At 72.2% G+C, this 21,900-nt stretch carries 13 protein-coding genes; 11 read left to right on the top strand and 2 right to left on the bottom strand.

The window, feature by feature from the left end; all coding sequences use genetic code 11:
• Positions 1–2: 2 nt before the first annotated feature.
• Positions 3–569 (bottom strand): phosphatase PAP2 family protein, encoded by a 567-nt coding sequence (locus tag ACZ6AA_RS06660; RefSeq protein WP_468451851.1) that lies wholly within the window; start codon positions 567–569, stop codon positions 3–5.
• A 544-nt stretch (positions 570–1,113) separates the two neighbouring features.
• Complete coding sequence (gabT, locus tag ACZ6AA_RS06665; protein WP_468451849.1) at positions 1,114–2,448, bottom strand: 4-aminobutyrate--2-oxoglutarate transaminase; 1,335 nt, start codon at positions 2,446–2,448, stop codon at positions 1,114–1,116.
• Positions 2,449–2,794: 346 nt separating this feature from the next.
• Here gabT and ACZ6AA_RS06670 point away from each other — a divergent pair, with 346 nt between their 5' ends.
• From ACZ6AA_RS06670 to ACZ6AA_RS06720, 11 genes are all read left to right on the top strand, one after another.
• On the top strand, positions 2,795–5,065 hold the full coding sequence (locus tag ACZ6AA_RS06670) for an ATP-binding protein (RefSeq protein WP_471456539.1): 2,271 nt from the start codon (positions 2,795–2,797) through the stop codon (positions 5,063–5,065).
• A 463-nt stretch (positions 5,066–5,528) separates the two neighbouring features.
• Positions 5,529–7,133 (top strand): PucR family transcriptional regulator, encoded by a 1,605-nt coding sequence (locus tag ACZ6AA_RS06675; protein WP_471456541.1) that lies wholly within the window; start codon positions 5,529–5,531, stop codon positions 7,131–7,133.
• Between the two features lie 365 nt (positions 7,134–7,498).
• A complete protein-coding gene (locus ACZ6AA_RS06680; RefSeq protein ID WP_468451843.1) occupies positions 7,499–8,944 on the top strand; it encodes an aldehyde dehydrogenase family protein in 1,446 nt (481 codons plus the stop codon).
• A 154-nt stretch (positions 8,945–9,098) separates the two neighbouring features.
• On the top strand, positions 9,099–11,069 hold the full coding sequence (locus ACZ6AA_RS06685) for an acyl-CoA dehydrogenase family protein (RefSeq protein WP_468451841.1): 1,971 nt from the start codon (positions 9,099–9,101) through the stop codon (positions 11,067–11,069).
• Between the two features lie 267 nt (positions 11,070–11,336).
• Positions 11,337–12,632: a 1-deoxy-D-xylulose-5-phosphate reductoisomerase gene (gene dxr / locus ACZ6AA_RS06690; RefSeq protein ID WP_468451839.1), complete on the top strand. Its 1,296-nt coding sequence runs from the start codon at positions 11,337–11,339 to the stop codon at positions 12,630–12,632.
• On the top strand, positions 12,629–13,930 hold the full coding sequence (locus ACZ6AA_RS06695; RefSeq protein WP_468482001.1) for a M50 family metallopeptidase: 1,302 nt from the start codon (positions 12,629–12,631) through the stop codon (positions 13,928–13,930). Before dxr ends, ACZ6AA_RS06695 begins: the two co-directional genes overlap by 4 nt.
• A gap of 237 nt (positions 13,931–14,167) precedes the next feature.
• Positions 14,168–15,322 (top strand): flavodoxin-dependent (E)-4-hydroxy-3-methylbut-2-enyl-diphosphate synthase, encoded by a 1,155-nt coding sequence (gene ispG, locus ACZ6AA_RS06700; protein ID WP_468451835.1) that lies wholly within the window; start codon positions 14,168–14,170, stop codon positions 15,320–15,322.
• 1,119 nt (positions 15,323–16,441) lie between these two features.
• Positions 16,442–18,259 carry an alpha-L-fucosidase gene (locus ACZ6AA_RS06705; RefSeq protein ID WP_471456544.1) on the top strand — a complete coding sequence of 606 codons (1,818 nt, stop codon included), beginning with the start codon at positions 16,442–16,444 and terminating at the stop codon, positions 18,257–18,259.
• Positions 18,260–18,375: 116 nt separating this feature from the next.
• A complete protein-coding gene (locus tag ACZ6AA_RS06710; protein WP_471456546.1) occupies positions 18,376–19,224 on the top strand; it encodes a GNAT family N-acetyltransferase in 849 nt (282 codons plus the stop codon).
• A gap of 165 nt (positions 19,225–19,389) precedes the next feature.
• Complete coding sequence (locus ACZ6AA_RS06715) at positions 19,390–19,935, top strand: GNAT family N-acetyltransferase (RefSeq protein WP_468451831.1); 546 nt, start codon at positions 19,390–19,392, stop codon at positions 19,933–19,935.
• A 69-nt stretch (positions 19,936–20,004) separates the two neighbouring features.
• Complete coding sequence (locus ACZ6AA_RS06720; protein WP_471456548.1) at positions 20,005–21,699, top strand: proline--tRNA ligase; 1,695 nt, start codon at positions 20,005–20,007, stop codon at positions 21,697–21,699.
• Positions 21,700–21,900: the final 201 nt, after the last annotated feature.

Here is a 21,900-nt window from a genome sequence, read left to right on the forward strand (position 1 = left end):
CGCTAGTCCGCGGCCGGCCCCCGACCGTATCGTCCCGTGTTCGTCGCCATGACGAGCAGCAGGATTCCGCTCAGGCACCAGCTTGCGAGGACGTCGAAGGGCCAGTGGTAGCCCCTGTGGACCAGGCCGTAGCCGACGGCGAGGTTCAGGAGGGTGCAGGTGAGGGTCAGGGCGCGGCGGGTGGTGGGGTGGTGGAGGTGGGGGAGCAGGAGGAGCGTGGCGGCGCCGTAGGCGACGGTGGCTGTGGCGGTGTGGCCGGAGGGGAAGTAGCCGTTGCCGTCCATGCCGGGAGGGCCGGTGCGGCTGACGGCCAGTTTCAGGGGGATCACGAGGAGGGGGACGGCCATCATCGTGAGGACGGCGGTGAGGGGTGGTGGCCACCAGGGGGTGGTGGCGGTCCGGTGGGTCCGCCAGGCGGTGTACGCGGCGACCAGGGCGAGGACCGGCACGGCGACCGTCATGTTGCCCAGGTCCGCGAGGAGTTCGGCGAGGCGCTGGGGCGGGGGGCCGTCCATGAGGGCGCGGCCCGCGCGTTCGTCGAGGCGGCGCAGCGGACCGTCGGCCGCCACCTGCCAGGTGAACAGGGCGAAGAGGACGCCGAGAGCGAGGCCCAGGAGGAGACAAGTGGTCGGCCGCCCCGGAACAGGGGGGGTAGTTCCGAGGCGGCCGAGCTGACCGGGCTGCCGCGCGCCCCGGGGGGTTTGGGGCGGGCGGCCATCCGATCGGTGAGGAGTTCCGGAGCCGTAGGCTCCAGGTGTGCGCGCGAAGGCACGCCCAGGGCGGGGCTGGGGAGGCTCCGACCCGGTCTCGCCCGCGGTTTCCCGTGGGCGGGGTGTTTCTCTCATCTGCAGAAACCGTACGTCAGGAGGAAGGGGGCCAACAGGCGGAACCGTATCCCGACATGGGGCTCCCACACGTTCTTCACAGGCCCTGCCCGTCACCCCTGGTCACAGCTTCCACACGGCGTGAGGTCGGCACATGTCAGGGGTGCTCCTGCGCCAGCCGGGATGGCTCCCGAGACGGTTTCCGAGGCGGCTTCCGAGACGGTTTCCGAGGTGGTTCCCGATGCCGTGTTCGGCCGGGTACGTCGGTCGCGTACCCGGCCGAAGCCGATCAGATCTCGGCGAACGCGGCCTCGATGATGTCCATGCCCTCGTTCAGGAGCTCCTCGCCGATCACCAGCGGCGGCAGGAAGCGCAGCACGTTGCCGTAGGTGCCGCAGGTCAGGACCAGCAGGCCCTGGGCGTGGCAGGCCTTGGCGAGCGCGCCGGCCGCCTCGGGGTTCGGCTCCTTGGTCGCGCGGTCCTTGACCAGCTCGATCGCGATCATGGCGCCGCGGCCGCGGATGTCGCCGACGATGTCGTACTTCTCCGCCATCGCGGTCAGGCGGGCCTTCATGGCGGACTCGATCTTCTTCGCCCTGGCGTTGAGGTCGAGCTCCTTCATCGTCTCGATGGCGCCGAGCGCGGCGGCGCAGGCCACCGGGTTGCCGCCGTAGGTGCCGCCGAGGCCGCCCGCGTGTGCGGCGTCCATGATCTCGGCGCGGCCGGTGACGGCGGCGAGCGGCAGGCCGCCCGCGATGCCCTTGGCCGTCGTGATCAGGTCCGGGACGACGCCCTCGTGCTCGCACGCGAACCACTGGCCGGTGCGGCAGAAGCCCGACTGGATCTCGTCCGCGACGAACACGATGCCGTTGTCGGTGGCGAACTTGCTGATCGCGGGCAGGAAGCCGGTCGCGGGCTCGATGAAGCCGCCCTCGCCGAGCACCGGCTCGATGATGATCGCGGCGACGTTCTCCGCGCCGACCTGCTTGGAGATCTGGTCGATGGCCTGGGCGGCGGCCTCCGGGCCCGCGTTCTCGGCGCCGGTCGGCCAGCGGTAGCCGTACGCCACCGGGACGCGGTAGACCTCGGGCGCGAACGGGCCGAAGCCGTTCTTGTACGGCATGTTCTTCGCCGTCAGCGCCATCGTGAGGTTGGTGCGGCCGTGGTAGCCGTGGTCGAAGACGACGACGGCCTGGCGCTTGGTGTACGCGCGGGCGATCTTGACGGCGTTCTCGACGGCCTCGGCGCCCGAGTTGAACAGCGCGGACTTCTTGGCGTGGTCGCCCGGCGTCAGCTCGGCCAGGGCCTCGGCCACGGCCACGTAGCTCTCGTACGGCGTGACCATGAAACAGGTGTGGGTGAAGTCCTGCAGCTGGGCGGAGGCGCGGCGTACGACGGCCTCGGCGGAGGCGCCGACGCTCGTCACGGCGATGCCGGAACCGAAGTCGATCAGACGGTTGCCGTCGACGTCCTCGATGATGCCGCCGCCGGCGCGCGCCGCGAAGACGGGCAGCACGGAGCCCACGCCGCCCGCGACCGCGGCGGTACGGCGGGCCTGCAGCTCCTGGGACTTCGGCCCGGGGATGGCGGTGACGACGCGGCGCTCCTGGGGAAGGTCGGTCATGAGGGCTCCTGGGGGTGGGTCGTACGGACGCGTGCGACGCGCGCCTTCTCCGACGCTCGTCTTTCGGACGCTTCTGGCTTTTCTCCGCAGGTTAGGGGCGGGGAAGGGGGGCGGGCATGCTCCACGGGGGAGATGTTGGGCGTGGCGGTTGTCCGTAGTGGACATACCGGTGAACAGGGGTGTGTCGCAGCCGATGGCACCGATATGTCCCGGGCCGGTCCGCCGCGGACACCCGGACCCGATGGCGTGTTCGGCGCGCACGCCGCCTAACTGCGGGGCGCGGGCACTAGATTGAGCCGCGAACCACCGTGAACCACTGGACAGGGCAGGTCAGGGGGCAAGGGCCATGACTTCCGACGGCACGCACGACGCTCGCGGTACGCACGCCACGCCGGTGCCGCGGCCGGCGCCGCGGCCCATGTTGCCGCGAGGCGGCGGGGGCGACGTCGAGCGCGCCATCAGCGAGGCCGGGCGGCCCGCGGGTGAGGCCGGGCGCGCCGGGAACGGCGCGGGGAGCGGTGGCGGGCACGCCGGACACAGCGCCGCGCACGCCGGGAGTGGCGGCGCCGCGCGTGCCCTCCCGCCCCGGCCCACCCGCGCCCCGGGCGCGCCGACGCTCACCGAGGGCGAGGAGTTCCTCGCCTGGCTGCGCACGCCCCGCCCCGCGACGGTCCCCGGAGTCTGGCGCTTCGGGCACCGCCCGCGGCCCGAGCAGGAGCCGGAGGTCGTCCCGACCCGGCAGCTCCTCAGCGGCGCGGTCATCGCCTTCCTGGTGGGCTGGCTCGTCTGGTCGCTGCTGTGGAACGGCTATCTGGGCGGCTGGTGGGTGGTCCCGCTGGAGCTGTTCCTGCCCGACGCCTGGATCTACACCGGCGACAGGGTCGGCAACGCCATCGTCTGGAACACGTACTACACCGTCATCGCCCTCGGCATCATGATCGCCGTCGGCCGGGTCGGCCGCTGGGGCGAGGTGTGGCGCCGCTTCGTCGCCCCCCGCCTCAAGCGCCCCGCGCCCGCCGCCCCGCCGCCCCCGCCCGAGGAAGACCCCGCCGAGTGGCCCAAGCTCCGCGCCGCCGGAGCCGGTGCCGCCGCCGATCGGCTCGCCGCCGACGCCCGCGCGGGGCGGATGCGGGACATCGACGTCGCCCGCATCGCCCGCGCCTGGCGCTCCGTGCGCTCCGGCAACAGCCCCCTCGCCACCTTCACCGAGGCCGTCGTCCGCGACGGCGCCGCCGCCTGCCCGCACCCCTCCGGCGACCGCGACCTGCCCGCGCGGGCGGCCCGGCACGACCTCGCCACCGCGCAGGTGTGCATCGGCACGACGGTGGACGACCCGCGCAACCCGTACGCCTACCGGGGCACCGGCCTCGCGCTCGGCCCCGACCTGATGGGCACCTCCCTGCTCGCGGTCGGGCCCGCCGGGTCCGGCAAGACCGGCACGGTGGTGTGGCCGCTCGCCGAGGCCCTGTGCCTGCAGGCCCTCGCGGGGCGCGCTGCCGTCGTCGTCGTGGGCGCGTCGGGCGCGGGCCTCGGGCCCGGCGACGACTACGACGTGGTGGTGCGCGTCGGCCACCCGGACTCCGTGTACGACCTCGACCTCTACGGCGGCACGACCGACCCCGACGAGGCCGCCGCCGTCCTCGCCGAGGCGCTGGTCGGCGACCTCGTCGACCCGCACCCCGGGGCCGACAGCCGCCGCTCGACCACCGTCCTCGCCCAGCTCCTCGGCCCGTTCCACGCGGTCCACGGCCGGTTCCCCGCCGTACCGGAGCTGCGGGCCCTGCTCGACGGCGTCCCCGGCCCCCTCGAAGCACTCCGCAAGGCCCTCCAGAACGCCGGGCAGGAGGTCATGCTGCGCGAACTCGACGCCCGCGAGCGGCAGCTGGGGCACCCCGGCGACCCCGGCGCGATCCTCGCCGACCGCATCGCACTGCTCGACCGGCCCGCGTTCGCCGCGTTCTTCGACACCTCCGGCCAGACCACGCCCTTCTCCCTGCGCGCCCTCGACCACCCGGTGCGGGTCCGCATCGACCTGCCCGAGCGCGGGCACGCGGACGCCTCCCGGATCCTGGCGCGGCTCGTGCTCGCGCAGTTCACCGCGTCCGCGGCGGTGCGCGACGACCGCTCCCTGTTCGCCTGCCTGGTCCTCGACGACGCGACCGGCACGGTCACGCCGGAGGCGGTGCGCCGCATCCAGCGGCTGCGGTCCGCGAACGCGGGGGTCGTGATGACACTGCGGACGTTGGACGACGCCCCGCGCCCGCTGCGTACGCCCCTCCTCGGCGCCGTCGGCTGCCGCATGGCCCTGTCCGGGCTCACCCCCTGGGACGGGCAGGACTTCGCGGAGGTCTGGGGCAAGGAGTGGACGGAGGCGCGGGACGTCACCGACCGCCAGATCATCGCCGAGGAGCCCCTCGGCAAGGTCGTGCACGCCCTGCGCCGGGTGATCACCGGACGGGCGCCGACCGCCCGCGCGGTCACCGTCCGCCAGGTCGAGCGGGAGCGCTGGTCGGCCTCCGAACTGGCGCACGCGGTGCCGCCGGGGCACGCGGTGCTGTCGCTGACGGATGTGCGGGGGGAGCACGCGCCGCCGTTGCTGGTGGATCTGCGGGGGTGACCCTCGTGTGTCCGCGGGGGGTCTGATTCCGGTGGGGCTGTACGGCGTGTGGGTGGATCTGGGGGCTTGAGTTCGGGGGCGTGCGCCACCGTTTCCGGTGGGCCGGTCGACCCGCCCGCCCCGGCGCGACCTCGGCGTGAGGCGGGGGCGCGCAGAGGTGAGAGCACGCCCCCGGCGTGCGCTGAAGGGCGCTGTCTATACCCCGCAAGCTGCCCGGGGCGACCATACGGTGAGGCAGAATCGACAGCAGCCGTCATACGCGACGGCCAAAAGATCAACTGATGAGCCCTCGGCGGCCCGGCCCGGCGTACGGCTCACCGGCACCCGCCCGCACGACCCCCGCACCCGCCCGCAGGACCCGCCTCCTCCGCACGTCACCCGCCCGCGGCACCCGCCGCCTCCGCACCGCACCCGCCCGCGGTCCCGCCGACCGGACTCCGCCGCCGTACGACCTGAAGGTCCCATGCCGCCCACGCTTGCCTCGCTCGTCCACCACTCCGCGCTCAAGCTCACCGTGCGCGCGGGCGAGGACCGCCTGGACACCCCCGTGCGCTGGGCCCACGTCAGCGAGCTCGCCGACCCCGTGCCGTACATGGAAGGCGGCGAGCTGCTCCTGATCACCGCGCTCCAGCTGGACGCGGAGGACCCGGAGACGATGCGGCGCTATGTGAAGCGGCTCGTCGGCGCGGGTGTCGTCGGGCTCGGCTTCGCGGTCGGCGTGAACTACCCCGACATCCCCGACGCGCTCGTCGAGGCCGCACGGGCGGAGGAGCTGCCGCTCATCGAGGTGCCGCGCCGCACCCCCTTCCTCGCCATCAGCAAGGCCGTCTCCGCCGCCATCGCCGCCGACCAGTACCGCGCCGTCACCGCCGGCTTCGCCGCCCAGCGCGAGCTGACCAAGCAGGCCCTCGGCGACGGCGCGCAGGGGCTGCTCGGCGCGCTCGCCGCGCAGGTCGACGGCTGGGCCGCGCTGTACGACGCCTCGGGCGCCGTCGTCGCCACCGCGCCCGAGTGGGCCGTCCGGCGCGCCGTCCGGCTCACCCCCGACGTCGAGCGGCTGCGGGAGCGGCCCGCGCCCGCCAGCCTCGTCGTGGCCGGGGCCGACGACCGGGTCGAGCTGCACACCCTCGGCACCGGGCGGCGGCCGCGGGCCGCGCTGGCCGTCGGCACGGCCTCCACCCTCGGGACCGCCGAGCGCTACGCCGTGCACTCCGCCATCGCCCTCCTCACCCTCACCACCGAGCGGTCCCGCTCCCTCCAGGCCGCGGAGGCCAGGATCGGCTCCGCCGTGCTGCGGATGCTGCTCGCCGGGGAGCCGGATCACGCCCGCGCGGTCGCCGGTGATCTGTACGGCGGGCTGCTCGACGCGCCGTTCCGGCTGGTCGTCGCCGAGGCGGCCGGGCCCGCGGAGGCGGCGGGCGAGGGGGCGGGAGCGGCCGAGGGGGCCTGGTCGGCGGAGCTGGTCGACGCCGTCGAGTCGGCTGCGGCGCGGTTCGGCGAGGCGCTGCTCGTCGTGCCCTACGGCGAGCGGCTCGTGCTGCTCGTCGCCGACGGCGGGGCGGCGCAGCTCGCCACCGTCGAGTACGCGGCGCTCGTCGACGCCGGTCGGGCCGAGGGGCGGGAACCCGCCGAGGAGCCCGGGCCGCTCATGGGGCTCTCGGCGCCCGCCGGGCCCATCGCCGCCGCGCCCGCCTACAAGCAGGCCGAGCAGGCGCTGTCCGTCGCCCGGCGGCGTGGGCGGTGTCTCGTGGAGCACGAGGAGCTGGCCGCGGGGTCGGTGCTGCCGTTGCTCGCCGACGACGCGGTGCGGGCGTTCGCGGACGGGTTGCTGCGGGCGCTGCGCGAGCACGATGCCACCGGGCGGGGGGATCTGGTCGCCTCGCTGCGGGCGTGGTTGTCGCGGCACGGGCAGTGGGATGCCGCTGCCGCCGACCTCGGGGTGCATCGGCACACGCTGCGGTACCGCATGCGGCGGGTCGAGGAGATCCTCGGACGCTCCCTGGACGACCCGGACGTCCGGATGGAGCTGTGGCTGTCCCTGAAGGCGACGTCGACGTCGGGCGAATGACCTCCGGCCACGACCGTCGCCCTCGCGGGGCGCCCCAGTCCCACCCCTTCTCCGAAACCGGGGGCCGCGCCCCCGGCCCCCCGCTTGTCGCCGCTCCGCGGCTCGTCCTCAAGCGCCGGACGGGCTGAAAGGGGCTGGACGTCCCGTGCGGGTGGGACGGGCCGCGGAGCGGCGATCGGCGGGAAGGTGGGCCTGCCAGAACCTTCCGGCCGCCCCGGGCCCCGGCCGAGCCAGCCCTGCCAGAACGGTGCGCCGAGCAACCCCACTACGCCGACTCGGACAACCCCCCGCAGAAACCTCCACCCCTACGGTGGACCCCGTACCCCCGAAGACGAACGAACCTCCGCGGAAGGGCCGGGATTCTCATGACTTCCATCCACGCCTTCTGGCTCGCCGGTCGCCAGACCACCGGTGAGACCACGCTCGACGTCACCTCGCCCTGGGACGGGCGCCTCGTCGGCAAGGCGGCCGTGCCCACCGACGCGCAGGTGGAGGAGGCCGTCGCGGCCGCCTACGCCGTGCGCGACGAGTTCGCCGCGACCCCGGCGCACGTCCGCGCCGCCGCCCTCGACCACGTGAGCCGCCGCCTCGTCGAGCGCACCGAGGAGATCGCGCAGCTGATCTCCGCCGAGAACGGCAAGCCGATCAAGTGGGCGCGCGGCGAGGTCGGCCGCGCCGTCTCCGTGTTCCGCTTCGCCGCCGAGGAGGCCCGCCGCTTCAACGGCGGCGAGGCCCAGCGCCTGGACACGGACGCCGGCGGCCAGGGCCGCCTCGCCTTCACCCGCCGCTTCTCCAAGGGCGTCGTCCTCGGCATCGCGCCGTTCAACTTCCCGCTGAACCTGTGCGCCCACAAGGTCGCCCCGGCGATCGCCGTCGGCACGCCGATCATCCTGAAGCCTGCCCCCGCGACCCCCCTGTCGGGCCTCCTGATCGGCGAGCTGCTCGCCGAGACCGAGCTGCCCGCGGGCTCGTGGTCGGTGCTCCCGGTCGCGAACGACAAGATGCCCGCGCTCGTTCAGGACGAGCGGCTTCCGGTCGTCTCCTTCACCGGCTCCGAGAAGGTCGGCTACGCGATCATGGACTCGGTGCCGCGCAAGCACTGCACCCTGGAGCTCGGCGGCAACGGCGCCGCGGTCGTCCTCGGCGACTTCTCCTCCGAGGCCGACCTGGACTGGGTCGCCGCGCGCGTCGCGACCTTCTCCAACTACCAGGGCGGCCAGTCCTGCATCTCCGTGCAGCGGGTGATCGCGGACGCGTCGGTGTACGACCGGCTGCTTCCGAAGATCGTCAAGGCGGTGGAGGGCCAGGTCACCGGCGACCCGTCCGACCCGAAGACCGACGTCGGCCCGCTGGTCAACGAGGACGCGGCCAAGCGTGTGGAGTCCTGGGTCGACGAGGCCGTGCAGGCCGGTGCCCAGCTCCTGACCGGCGGCAAGCGCGACGGCGCCACGTACGCGCCGACCGTCCTCGCCGACGTACCGGCCGATGTCACGATCGCCTGCGAGGAGGTCTTCGGCCCCGTCATGACGGTGACGAAGGTCGACGGCGAGCAGGCCGCGTACGACGCCGTCAACGACTCCAAGTACGGCCTCCAGGCGGGCGTGTTCACCCACGACCTGCAGACGGCCTTCCGCGCCCACCGCGCCCTGGAGGTCGGCGGCGTCGTCATCGGCGACGCGCCCTCCTACCGCGCGGACCAGATGCCGTACGGCGGTGTGAAGCAGTCCGGCGTCGGCCGCGAGGGCGTCCGCTTCGCCATGGACGACTACACGTACGAGCGCGTGATGGTCCTGACGGGCATCGAGCTCTAGTCGCACCGGGGACAGAACGGCCGGAGCCCGCTGTGCGGGGGCTCCGGCCGTTTCCGTTGCCAGCGGGTGGGCGTTCGCTGCGCGAAGGCTGGTGACAATGCCCGGAATCGGGTACCAACGATCCAGTAGCACCGGTGAGTAACCATCCGATCCCATGATCCCGACTCGCGGCGAGGTGAGCCTCTTGTCCGCACCACACTCCACAGAGCCCAAGGTTTCCGAACGCGAGGCCAGGCAGGTCGCCGAGGCCGCCCGCGAGCAGGACTGGCGCAAGCCCAGCTTCGCCAAGGAACTGTTCCTGGGCCGCTTCCGGCTCGACCTGGTCCACCCGCACCCGCTGCCCACCGACGAGGCGGCCCAGCGCGGCGAGGAGTTCCTGGCCAAACTGCGTGACTTCTGCGAGACGAAGATCGACTCGGCCCGCATCGAGCGCGAGGCGCTGATCCCGGACGAGGTGGTCAACGGCCTCAAGGAGCTCGGCGCGCTCGGCATGAAGATCGACACCAAGTACGGCGGGCTCGGCCTCACGCAGGTGTACTACAACAAGGCGCTCGCGCTCGTCGGCTCCGCCAACCCCGCGATCGGCGCGCTGCTCTCCGCCCATCAGTCGATCGGCGTACCGCAGCCCCTGAAGCTGTTCGGCACCCAGGAGCAGCGGGACGCGTTCCTGCCGCGCTGCGCCCGCACGGACATCTCCGCGTTCCTGCTCACCGAGCCGGACGTGGGCTCCGACCCGGCCCGTCTCGCCACCTCAGCCGTCCCCGACGGCGACGACTACGTCCTGGACGGCGTGAAGCTCTGGACCACCAACGGCGTGGTCGCCGACCTGCTCGTCGTGATGGCGCGGGTGCCCAAGTCCGAGGGCCACAAGGGCGGGATCACGGCCTTCGTCGTCGAGGCCGCGTCCGAGGGCGTCACCGTCGAGAACCGCAACGCGTTCATGGGCCTGCGCGGCCTGGAGAACGGCGTCACCCGCTTCCACCGGGTGCGCGTCCCCGCCGCCAACCGCATCGGCCCCGAGGGCGCGGGCCTGAAGATCGCGCTCACCACCCTCAACACCGGCCGCCTCTCGCTGCCCGCGATGTGCGTCGGCGCGGGCAAGTGGTGCCTGAAGATCGCCCGCGAGTGGTCGGCCGCGCGCGAGCAGTGGGGCAAGCCCGTCGCGTACCACGAGGCCGTCGGCTCGAAGATCTCCTTCATCGCCGCGACCACCTTCGCCCTGGAGGCCGTGCTCGACCTGTCCTCGCAGATGGCCGACGAGGACCGCAACGACATCCGCATCGAGGCCGCCCTCGCCAAGCTGTACGGCTCCGAGATGGCCTGTCTGATGGCCGACGAGCTGGTGCAGATCCGCGGCGGCCGCGGCTTCGAGACCGCCGAGTCCCTCGCCGCGCGCGGCGAGCGGGCCGTGCCCGCCGAGCAGATCCTGCGCGACCTGCGCATCAACCGCATCTTCGAGGGCTCCACGGAGATCATGCACCTGCTGATCGCCCGCGAGGCCGTGGATGCCCACCTGAAGGTCGCGGGGGATCTCATCGACCCCGAGAAGACCCTCTCCGACAAGGCCCGCGCCGGGGCCGCGGCCGGTGTCTTCTACGCCCGCTGGCTGCCCAAGCTCGTCGCCGGGCCCGGTCAACTCCCGCGTACGTACGCCGACTTCCATCCGGCCGGGCACGCGGACCTCGCTGCCCATCTGCGGTACGTCGAGCGCTCGGCCCGCAAGCTGGCCCGCTCCACGTTCTACGCCATGTCCCGCTGGCAGGGCCGGATGGAGACCAAGCAGGGCTTCCTCGGGCGGATCGTCGACATCGGCGCGGAACTGTTCGCGATGAGCGCGGCCTGTGTGCGCGCCGAACTCCTGCGCACCACCGAGGCCCACGGCCGTGAGGCCTACCAGCTCGCCGACACCTTCTGCCGCCAGTCCCGCATCCGCGTCGACGAACTCTTCGGCCGCCTGTGGACCAACACCGACGACCTGGACCGCCGGGTGGTCAAGGGCGTCCTCTCGGGTACGTACACCTGGCTGGAGCAGGGCGTCATCGACCCCAGCGGCGACGGCCCGTGGATCGCGGACGCGACACCGGGCGCGAGCACACGGGAGAACGTCCACCGCCCCATCCGCTGAGGCACCGCTCCGAAACCGGGGCTTCGCCCCAGACCCCGCTCCTCAAACTCCCCCAAGCTCTTAAGGAGCAGGGGGGACCCCCACGAGGGGCTATAGATAGCCCGTCCGGCGTTTGAGGACGAGGCGCGGAGCGCCGATCAGCGGGGGTCCAGGGGGCGGCAGCCCCCGGTTTCGGAGAAGGGGCGGGACTGGGGCGCCCCCGCGAGGGCGCGGCGCGAGCCGAGAGGCGCTGTCGGATCCCGGCCCCGCTACGGCCACAATGGGGGCATGAGCGAAAGCCCTGCCCCCCTCGCCGACCCGCACCTCGTCTTCGACCCCGTCGGGACCGAAGGACCGAGGGACATCGTCATCCTCGGCTCCACGGGTTCGATCGGCACCCAGGCCATCGACCTGGTGCTGCGCAACCCCGACCGCTTCCGCGTCACGGCCCTGTCCGCCGCGGGCGGCCGCGTCGCGCTCCTCGCCGAGCAGGCCAGGCGACTGCGGGTGCGCACCGTCGCGGTCGCCCGCGAGGACGTCGTACCGGCACTGCGCGAGGCACTGCGCGAGGAGTACGGCACCGGGGAGCCGCTGCCCGAGATCGTCGCGGGCCCGGACGCGGCCACGCAGCTCGCCGCGACCGACTCGGCCCACTGCCACACGGTCCTCAACGGCATCACCGGCTCCATCGGCCTCGCCCCCACCCTCGCCGCCCTGGAGGCGGGCCACACGCTCGCGCTGGCCAACAAGGAGTCGCTGATCGTCGGCGGCCCGCTGGTCAAGGCGCTCGCCAAGCCCGGCCAGATCATCCCGGTCGACTCCGAGCACGCCGCGCTGTTCCAGGGGCTCGCCGCGGGCACCCGCGCCGACGTCCGCAAGCTCGTCGTGACCGCGTCCGGCGGCCCCTTCCGGGGCCGGACCAAGGCCGATCTGGCGCACGTCACCCCCGAGGAGGCGCTCGCGCACCCCACGTGGGCCATGGGCCCGGTGATCACGGTGAACTCCGCGACGCTGGTCAACAAGGGCCTGGAGGTGATCGAGGCGCACCTCCTGTACGACATCCCCTTCGACCGCATCGAGGTCGTCGTGCACCCCCAGTCGTACGTGCACTCCATGGTCGAGTACGTCGACGGCTCCACGATCGTGCAGGCGACGCCGCCCGACATGGGCGGCCCCATCGCGATCGGCCTCGGCTGGCCCGAGCGGGTGCCGGACGCGGCCCCCGCCTTCGACTGGTCCAAGGCCTCGACCTGGGAGTTCTTCCCCCTCGACACCGAGGCGTTCCCCTCGGTCGGGCTCGCCCGGCACGTCGGGGAGCTCGCGGGCACGGCCCCGGCGGTGTTCAATGCCGCCAACGAGGAGTGCGTGGACGCCTTCCTGGCGGGCGCGCTGCCCTTCAACGGCATCATGGAGACCGTGACCCAGGTCGTCGCCGAACACGGCACACCGCGCGCGGGAACCTCGCTTACCGTGGCGGACGTCCTCGAAGCGGAGACCTGGGCGCGCGCCCGGGCCCGTGAACTGACGGCCACGACCACCTCGTCGACGACGGGGAACCAGACGACCGCGGAGGCTCGTGCATGACGACCTTGATGATGATCCTCGGCATAGTCGTCTTCGTGATCGGGCTGTTGTTCTCGATCGCCTGGCACGAGCTGGGCCACCTGTCGACCGCGAAGATGTTCGGCATCCGGGTGCCCCAGTACATGGTCGGCTTCGGCCCGACGCTGTTCTCGCGCAAGAAGGGCGACACCGAGTACGGCATCAAGGCCATCCCGCTCGGCGGCTACATCCGCATGATCGGCATGTTCCCGCCGGGACCGGACGGGAAGATAGAGGCACGCTCCACCTCGCCCTGGCGCGGCATGATCGAGGACGCCCGCTCCGCGGCCTTCGAGGAGCTCAAGCCGGGCGACGAGAGCCGCCTGTTCTACACGCGCAAGCCCTGGAAGCGCGTGATCGTGATGTTCGCCGGGCCTTTCATGAACCTGATCCTGGCCGTCGTGATCTTCCTCGGCGTGATGATGACCTTCGGCATCAGCACGCAGACGACATCGGTCGGCAAGGTCTCCGACTGCGTCATCGAGGCCAGCCAGAACCGCAACACCTGCGCGAAGGGCGACAAGCCCGCCCCCGCCAAGGCCGCGGGCCTCAAGGCCGGTGACAAGATCGTCGCCTTCCAGGGCAAGGACGTGGGCGACTGGTCCGCGCTCCAGTCGAAGATCCGCGAGACCGTCGGCCCCGCGACGCTCACCGTCGAGCGCGACGGCAAGCGCCTCGACCTGCACGCCAACCTGATCAAGAACCAGGTCAGCAAGACCGACGGCGACGGCGGCTACGTCGAGGGCAAGTATGTGTACGCCGGGTTCCTCGGCTTCACGCCCGCCTCCGGCATCGTCCAGCAGTCCTTCGGCGAGTCCGTGGACCGCATGGGCAACATGATGGAGAACGGCGTCGAGTCCATCGTGGCGCTGCCCTCGAAGATCCCCGACCTGTGGGACGCGGCCTTCGGCGACGGCGACCGCAAGCAGGACTCGCCCATGGGCGTCGTCGGCGCGGCCCGCGTCGGCGGTGAGGTGTTCACCCTGGACATCCCGCCGGAGAACCAGATCGCGATGATGCTGTTCCTGCTCGCCGGGTTCAACCTGTCGCTGTTCCTGTTCAACATGCTGCCGCTGCTGCCGCTGGACGGTGGGCACATCGCGGGTGCACTGTGGGAGTCGCTGCGCCGCAACGTGGCGAAGGTGTTCCGGCGGCCGGACCCCGGCCCCTTCGACGTGGCGAAGCTGATGCCCGTCGCCTATGTCGTCGCCGGGATCTTCATCTGCTTCACCATTCTGGTGCTCATCGCGGATGTGGTTAACCCGGTGAGAATTTCCTAGACACGCGATGTTTGCGGCGGTCGGGCACCATGTGTGGCCGACCGCCGCTGTGTGTGCGAGGCCGCCCGCCAATGGGTGGACATCGGGGCGGGATGTGCTTGAGCCCTGTGGGGTGCCGTAACCTCGAACCCGCGAATGAGCGATGTAGCAGCGAAGCCGCGATCGGGTGGCGACGCCGCGAAGACCGGTGCCCGCCGAACTCGGGACCTTGATCCACACCTTGGGGATGCACGCCAGATGACTGCCGTTTCTCTCGGAATCCCGTCCGTACCGACCAAGCTCGCCGACCGCCGGGTCAGCCGCAAGATCCAGGTCGGTTCGGTGGCTGTCGGCGGGGACGCGCCGGTGTCGGTGCAGTCGATGACGACGACGCGTACGTCGGACATCGGGGCGACGCTGCAGCAGATCGCCGAGCTGACGGCGTCCGGGTGCCAGATCGTACGGGTGGCGTGCCCCACGCAGGACGACGCCGACGCGCTCTCCACCATCGCTCGCAAGTCGCAGATCCCCGTGATCGCCGACATCCACTTCCAGCCGAAGTACGTGTTCGCCGCGATCGACGCCGGGTGTGCGGCGGTGCGCGTGAACCCCGGCAACATCAAGCAGTTCGACGACAAGGTCAAGGAGATCGCGCGGGCCGCGGGCGACGCGGGCACCCCGATCCGCATCGGCGTCAACGCGGGATCTCTGGACGCCCGCCTGCTGAAGAAGTACGGCAAGGCGACGCCCGAGGCGCTGGTCGAGTCGGCCCTCTGGGAGGCGTCCCTCTTCGAGGAGCACGGCTTCCGGGACATCAAGATCTCGGTCAAGCACAACGACCCCGTCGTCATGGTCAACGCCTACCGGCAGCTCGCCGCCGCCTGCGACTACCCCCTGCACCTCGGCGTGACCGAGGCCGGGCCCGCTTTCCAGGGCACGATCAAGTCGGCCGTCGCCTTCGGCGCGCTGCTCTCCGAGGGCATCGGCGACACGATCCGCGTCTCCCTCTCCGCGCCTCCCGCGGAGGAGGTCAAGGTCGGTATGCAGATCCTGGAGTCCCTGAACCTCAAGCAGCGCCGCCTGGAGATCGTCTCCTGCCCCTCCTGCGGGCGCGCGCAGGTCGACGTCTACAAGCTCGCCGAAGAGGTCACCGCGGGCTTGGACGGCATGGAGGTCCCGCTCCGCGTCGCCGTCATGGGCTGCGTCGTGAACGGCCCCGGCGAGGCCCGCGAGGCCGACCTCGGCGTCGCCTCCGGCAACGGCAAGGGCCAGATCTTCGTCAAGGGCGAGGTCATCAAGACCGTCCCCGAGTCCAAGATCGTCGAGACCCTCATCGAAGAGGCCCTCAAGATCGCCGAACAGATGGAGAAGGACGGCGTGATGTCGGGGGAGCCTTCGGTCTCGGTCAGCTAGTTCTGGCCCCTGGGCCTTGTGCGGGGTGCCCTGCCGGGCGGGTGTCTGCGGTCCGTCGGCGGCCGGCCCGCCGTGGGGGGTGTCCCGCCGCTGGCGCGGCGGGTTTGCTCCCGCCCGCCCACCCGTGGCTGTGGGACGTGCGGTGGTCGGGGTTGGTGTGGTGCTCCGGGGGCTCTTGTTCGGGTTGGTTGTGTGCGGCGGGGTGTCTGGGGGCCGTCGGCGGCTGTCCCGCCGTGGGGGTGCCGCCTCTGGCGCGGCGGATTCTCCCCACGCGCCCACCCGTGGCTGTGGGGCGTTGGATGGGCCGGGGGTGAGTGTGGTGGCCCCGGGGGCCTGTGGTTCGGGTCGGTTGCGTAGCCCGGGGGCCTGCGGGTGAATTGGCGGCTGCCTGGCTGCCCGGCTGTGGTGGTGGTGCCGCTGGCGCGCCGGTTATTCCGCTCACCCGTGACGTCTGCACTGGGTCTGACGGCTTCCTGGGCGGGGCTGCGTCGGCTCTTCCGGAGGTGCCCCTCGGGTTCACGGCTTCCTGGTCGGGAGCCGCACCGGTCTCCCTGCGGCCCCCTGAGTCCCACAACTCCCTGGCCGCCCGACCCCACAACTCCCTCGCCGGGAGCTGCCGCGGGTTTCCAGGGGTTTCCCCGGGGCCAACCTTCACGGGTGGGCGGGTGGGAGGAAGCCGCCGCGCAGCGGTGGCACAGTTGCCGCACGTGCCCGACCAACCGCGCGCCCGCGGGAAGGACTCCCCGGGCCGGGGGCGAGTCCGGCACCCTCCCCGTTGAACTGCATGTTCGCGGTTCCGCCAGTGCACCGTCTTGACAGCTCCGATGTATGGCAGGACCTTGTTCGGGCACCTGGATCGAGGAAGCGCTACCTCGCGGCGGCCTCGTCCCCGCCGATGTCCGAGGGAGCCCCCGTGTTCCGTAAGACTCACAAGGTTGGGCCACCTCGGAGCCATGGCCTGCGGCCTGCCGTCGCCGTCACGGCGTCCGGCTCCGCCGTCTTTGGCTGCCGTGTCCCCGGCGGTGATTCATCCGATGACCAGGGTGTCGAGGACGCCGAAGACGCCCGACAGCTCACGCCCCGCAAGGTCTCCGTCCACGGAACCGAGGTCCACCACCCATGACACCCGCCACGAGGCACCGCACCCGCACCCACACCCGCACCAGACCCCTGCCCCTCTGGGCCGCCGTCCTCGCCCTCCTCGGCGGGCTGCTCCTCGCCGGCACCGGCACCTCCACGGCGCAGCCCCACAAGCCCGCCCCCGACCCGCCCCGCCAGTCCATGCTCAGAAACGCCACCGCCGGGCTGTTCCTGCACTGGGGCATGTTCACCAGCCCCAAGCACTACGACTGCCGGGCCTGGGAGAAGGCCGTCACCGACGGCGGCTGGACGCCCGACTACTGGGTCGACGAGGCCAAGAAGCTCGACGCGAGCTACATCGTCCTCGCCACCTTCCACTCCCGCCTCGGCTACGCCCGCCCCTGGCCCTCGGACATCCCCGGCACCTGTTCCACCGAGCGTGACTTCCTCGGCGAACTGATCAAGGCGGGCGAGGCCAAGGGCGTCAAGACGATCCTCTACATGACCGACGACCCCAAGTGGCACGACGAACAGGGCGTCGAGACCCTCGACTCGGCCGCCTACTCCGCCCACAAGGGCCGCGACATCGACCTCACCCGGCGCCCCGGCTTCGGCGAGTTCGGTTACGACAACTTCTTCGAGGTCATGGACAACTACCCCGGCCTGTCCGGCTTCTGGATCGACAACGACAACGAGTACTGGGAGCAGCACAAGCTCTACGAGCGGATCCGCGAGCAGCGCCCCGACATGACGCTGAGCAACAACAACGAGGACACCCCGGCCATGGACATGGTGTCCCACGAGCAGAAGACCGGCATGACCCCGGCCTACGACCAGCCCTCGGCGATCTGGACGCCCATGCCGCGCCTGACCGAGTCCTGCTACAAGGTGCCGAGCACCGGCGCCTGGTGGTACGACGGCCAGGACCGCCCGGTCGACACCGGCCTCAACGTCGGCCGCTACGTGGCCAATTCGGGCACGTCCATCAAGTCCCTCATGGACCTCCAGGCCATGGTCGACGGCAGATTCCCGCCCCAGCAGCAGAAGTTCACCGACTTCATGAAGGACTACCTGCCGCCCGTCCGGGAGTCCCTGCACGGCGTCGACGGCGGCGGTTACCTGCACGGCGGCATGCAGCCGGGCACATGGAACGACGGCGCGTACGGCTACGTGACTCTCAGCCGCGCCAGGCCCACCACGCAGTACGTCCACGTCACCACCCGCCCCACCACCGGCGACCGGATCCGCCTGCGCGACAACGGCCACCGCGTCAAGCGCGTCACCGACCTGCGCACCGGCGAGCCGCTGCCGTTCGCCCAGAGCGACGGCCGCCTCACCATCCGGTCGATCGAGAACTGGGACGCGTACGACACCGTCTTCAAGGTCGAGACCGAACGCGGCCGCGAGGGCTACCACCCCACCGGCTCCGTCAAGGCCGACGACCCCGCCCTGACCGACGGCGACTTCACCACGTACTCGGACAACAAGGGCGCCCTCCCCGTCTCCGTGACGCTCGACCTCGGCAAGCGGAAGAAGGCCGCGTTCCTCGGCATCAACCAGCGCGAGTGGTCACCCACCCACAACCGCTCGACCTTCGGCAGGCCGGAGGACTCCGCCCGCATCAAGGACTACACCGTGTCCGTCAGCGACGACGGCAGACGGTGGCAGCAGATCAAGACGGGCGTCCTGGAGAGCGCCCGCGGCATCCGCTTCATCGACCTCGGCGACGGCGTCCGGACCCGGCTGCTCAGGCTCGACATCAGCACCACCTGGGCCGCGGCCACCGCCCCCAACTTCCACCGCCAGCTCAAGATCGACGAGATCCAGGTCGGCCACGGCCACGTGCGGCGCCGCTGACCGCGCAGGTCGCCGCCCGGCCGCCGCACGGCGACCGGGCGGTAACCGGGCGGCGTCGCGGAACCTCGCCAGGTACAGTGCGGAGATCAGCAGACCGTATGGTGAGGCCCCCGCACGTGTTGACCCAGACCACCACCAGGGTCCTCGATCCGAGTGACCTGGACGCCGCGCTCGCCGTGCTCGACCGCGAGCCGGTCGCGAACGCCTTCGTCACGGCCCGGGTGCGCGTCGCGGGCCTCGACCCGTGGCGCCTCGGCGGCGAGATGTGGGGCTGGTACGAGGACGGCATGCTGGAGTCCCTGTGCTACGCGGGCGCCAACCTCGTCCCGATCTGCGCCACCCCGCGCGCCGTCCGCGGCTTCGCCGACCGCGCCCGCAGGGCCGGACGCCGCTGCTCCTCCATCGTCGGCCCCGCCGAGCCCACCGCCCGCCTGTGGCGCCTGCTCGAACCGTCCTGGGGACCCGCCCGCGAGGTCCGCTCCCAGCAGCCCCTGATGGTCACCGACCGGCTGCCCGACGACATCACGCCCGATCCGTACGTCCGCCGCGTCCGCAAGGACGAGATGGAGACGATCATGCCGGCGTGCGTGGCGATGTTCACCGAGGAGGTCGGCATCTCCCCGCTCGCAGGCGACGGCGGCCTGCTCTACCAGGCCCGGGTCGCCGAACTCGTCGGCTCCGGCCGCTCCTTCGCCCGCATCGACGCCGACGGCCGCGTCGTCTTCAAGGCCGAGATCGGCGCCGCCACGGACCGCGCCTGCCAGGTGCAGGGCGTCTGGGTCGCGCCCGAGTACCGGGGGCAGGGGCTCGCCGCCCCCGGCATGGCGGCCGTCCTGAAGTACGCCCTCGCGGACATCTCCCCGGTCGTCAGCCTCTACGTCAACGACTTCAACACGGCCGCACGGGCGACCTACCGACGGGTGGGGTTCAAGGAAGTCGGGGCGTTCATGAGCGTGCTGTTCTGAGCCGTTCCGAGCTGCTCCGGCCCGCGACGGCGCCGGGCGCACGGCGCTCCCGCGAGCCCGACCGCCCTCGCCGTCACCCCCGCGCACGTCTTGATCCAGTCGCTCGCGCCCGGCCGCCGCGCCCGCTCCGTACTGCCACGACGTGCCGCGAAGTAGGGTTCGCGCATGACTGACGACGTCGTGATCGGGCCGGTCGACCTGGCCGCGCGGGTGGACGACGCACTGCGCGTACAGGCCCTCGCCTTCGGGCTCAGCGACGACGAGATCGCGGTGCGCCGCCAGATCGTCCTGCGGCACCTCACCCACCCCGGCGCCCGGGCGCTCGGCGCGACCACCCGCGACGGACGGCTCGTCGGCTTCGTCTATGGCATGCCCAACGACCGCGCGCACTGGTGGTCCACCGTCGTCGAGCCCTATCTGCGCGGCTGGGGCCTCGAGGGCTGGCTCGACGACTCCTTCGTGATCACCGAGCTGCACGTGCGCCCCGGCTACCAGAACCGCGGCCTCGGCCGCACCCTCATCACCACCATCACCGACGCCGCCGCCGAACCCCGCTCCATCCTCTCCGCCATCGACACCGAGAGCCCCGCCCGCGCCCTGTACCGCTCCCTCGGCTACACCGATCTGGCCCGCAACGTGCTCTTCCCGAGCGCCCCCAAGCCGTACGCCGTGATGGGCGCGCCACTGCCGCTCCGGCGCCCCGGCGGCTGAATCGATTTCCGCGTGCGCGCGTGCCCCGGCTAACCTGCGCCCATCACCCTTACGCAGCAGGAGATCACCATGGCCCAGGTCCAGCGCATGTCCCGTTTGATGGTCAAGACACTGCGCGACGACCCGGCGGACGCGGAGACGCTCAACCACAAGCTGCTCGTGCGCGCCGGTTACGTCCGCAGGACCGCCGCGGGCATCTGGACCTGGCTGCCGCTCGGCAAGAAGGTCTACGAGAACGTGGCCCGCGTCGTCCGCGAGGAGATGGACGCCATCGGCGGCCAGGAGGTCCTGCTCCCGGCCCTGCTGCCCAAGGAGCCCTACGAGGCCAGCGGGCGCTACGAGGAGTACGGCGACCTGCTGTTCCGCCTCAAGGACCGCAAGGGCTCCGAGTACCTCCTCGGCCCCACCCACGAGGAGATCTTCACCCAGGTCGTCAAGGACCAGTGCTCGTCCTACAAGGACCTGCCGGTGATCCTCTACCAGATCCAGACCAAGTACCGCGACGAGGCCCGTCCGCGCGCGGGCGTCCTGCGCGGCCGCGAGTTCCAGATGAAGGACTCGTACTCCTTCGACACGTCCGACGAGGGCCTCGCCGAGGCGTACGCCCTGCACCGCGCCGCCTACCAGCGCATCTTCGAGCGCCTCGGCCTGGACTACCGCATCGTGTCCGCCGTGTCCGGCGCCATGGGCGGCTCCGCCTCCGAGGAGTTCCTGGCCCCGGCCCCCGCCGGTGAGGACACCTTCGTCGACTGCCCCGAGTGCGACTACGCGGCCAACACCGAGGCCGTCACCTTCGCCCTCAAGCCGGTGTCCACCGACGGCCACCCCGCCGTCGAGGAGCTCGACACCCCCGACACCCCCACCATCGAGACCCTCGCCCAGCACCTGGGCGTCCCGGCCTCCGCCACCCTCAAGAACCTCCTCGTCAAGGTCGACGGCGAGATCGTCGCCGTCGGCGTGCCCGGCGACCGCGAGGTCGACCTCGGCAAGCTCGGCGAGCACCTCGCGCCCGCCGAGGTCGAGCTCGTCACCGCCGAGGACTTCGAGGGCCGCGACGACCTCGTCCGCGGCTACGTCGGCCCCCAGGGCCTGGAGAAGGTCCGCTACATCGCCGACCCGCGCGTCGCGCCCGGCACCTCCTGGATCACCGGCGCCAACAAGGCCGACACGCACGCCCGCAACGTCGTCTGCGGCCGTGACTTCGAGGTCGACGACTACCTGGACGTCGTCGTGGTCGAGGCCGGTGACCCCTGCCCCGCCTGCGGCGCCGGCCTTCGCCTCGACCGTGCGATCGAGATCGGCCACATCTTCCAGCTCGGCCGCAAGTACGCCGACACCTTCCAGCTCGACGTCCTCGGCCAGAACGGCAAGCCCGTCCGCGTCACCATGGGCTCCTACGGCATCGGCGTCTCCCGCGCCGTCGCCGCGCTCGTCGAGCAGACCGCCGACGAGCAGGGCCTGTGCTGGTCCAAGGAGATCGCCCCGGCCGACGTCCACATCGTCGCCGCCGGCAAGGCCGTCCAGACCGAGCTGGCCCTCGACGTCGCCGAGCAGCTGAACGCCGCGGGCGTACGTGTCCTCGTCGACGACCGCGCCGGCGTCTCGCCCGGCGTCAAGTTCACCGACGCCGAGCTCATCGGCGTCCCCACGATCCTGGTCGCCGGCCGCAGGTCCGCCGACGGCGTGGTCGAGCTGAAGGACCGCCGGACGGGGGAGCGGGAGGAACTGTCGGTCGCCGACGCGATCGCTCGCCTCACGGCGTAAGGGGGACGGGGGGCGGTGCGCCGCCGATCGCGCTGCGCGCTCGCCCTCAAGCGCCGGACGGGCTCTCTCCCACCCACCCGCCCAACCTCTCCGAGGTTGACCAACAGCCCGGCACCCTCAGGCCCGCCCCCGCAAGTATTCAGCCCGTCCGGCGTTTGAGGACGAGGCGCGGAGCGCCGACAGCGGGTCCGGGGCGGAGCC

The sequence above is a fragment of the Streptomyces sp. NPDC040610 genome (assembly GCF_055594065.1).

What these genes read in the sequence shown, in the direction of transcription:
- dxr (WP_468451839.1), top strand. Translation starts at nt 11,337, where the DNA reads ATGAGCGAAAGCCCTGCCCCCCTCGCCGACCCGCACCTCGTCTTCGAC.
- ACZ6AA_RS06720 (WP_471456548.1), top strand. Translation starts at nt 20,005, where the DNA reads ATGGCCCAGGTCCAGCGCATGTCCCGTTTGATGGTCAAGACACTGCGC.
- ACZ6AA_RS06685 (WP_468451841.1), top strand. Translation starts at nt 9,099, where the DNA reads ATGATCCCGACTCGCGGCGAGGTGAGCCTCTTGTCCGCACCACACTCC.
- ACZ6AA_RS06695 (WP_468482001.1), top strand. Translation starts at nt 12,629, where the DNA reads ATGACGACCTTGATGATGATCCTCGGCATAGTCGTCTTCGTGATCGGG.
- ACZ6AA_RS06680 (WP_468451843.1), top strand. Translation starts at nt 7,499, where the DNA reads ATGACTTCCATCCACGCCTTCTGGCTCGCCGGTCGCCAGACCACCGGT.
- ACZ6AA_RS06675 (WP_471456541.1), top strand. Translation starts at nt 5,529, where the DNA reads ATGCCGCCCACGCTTGCCTCGCTCGTCCACCACTCCGCGCTCAAGCTC.
- ACZ6AA_RS06670 (WP_471456539.1), top strand. Translation starts at nt 2,795, where the DNA reads ATGACTTCCGACGGCACGCACGACGCTCGCGGTACGCACGCCACGCCG.
- gabT (WP_468451849.1), bottom strand. Translation starts at nt 2,448, where the DNA reads ATGACCGACCTTCCCCAGGAGCGCCGCGTCGTCACCGCCATCCCCGGG.
- ACZ6AA_RS06705 (WP_471456544.1), top strand. Translation starts at nt 16,442, where the DNA reads ATGACACCCGCCACGAGGCACCGCACCCGCACCCACACCCGCACCAGA.
- ACZ6AA_RS06715 (WP_468451831.1), top strand. Translation starts at nt 19,390, where the DNA reads ATGACTGACGACGTCGTGATCGGGCCGGTCGACCTGGCCGCGCGGGTG.
- ispG (WP_468451835.1), top strand. Translation starts at nt 14,168, where the DNA reads ATGACTGCCGTTTCTCTCGGAATCCCGTCCGTACCGACCAAGCTCGCC.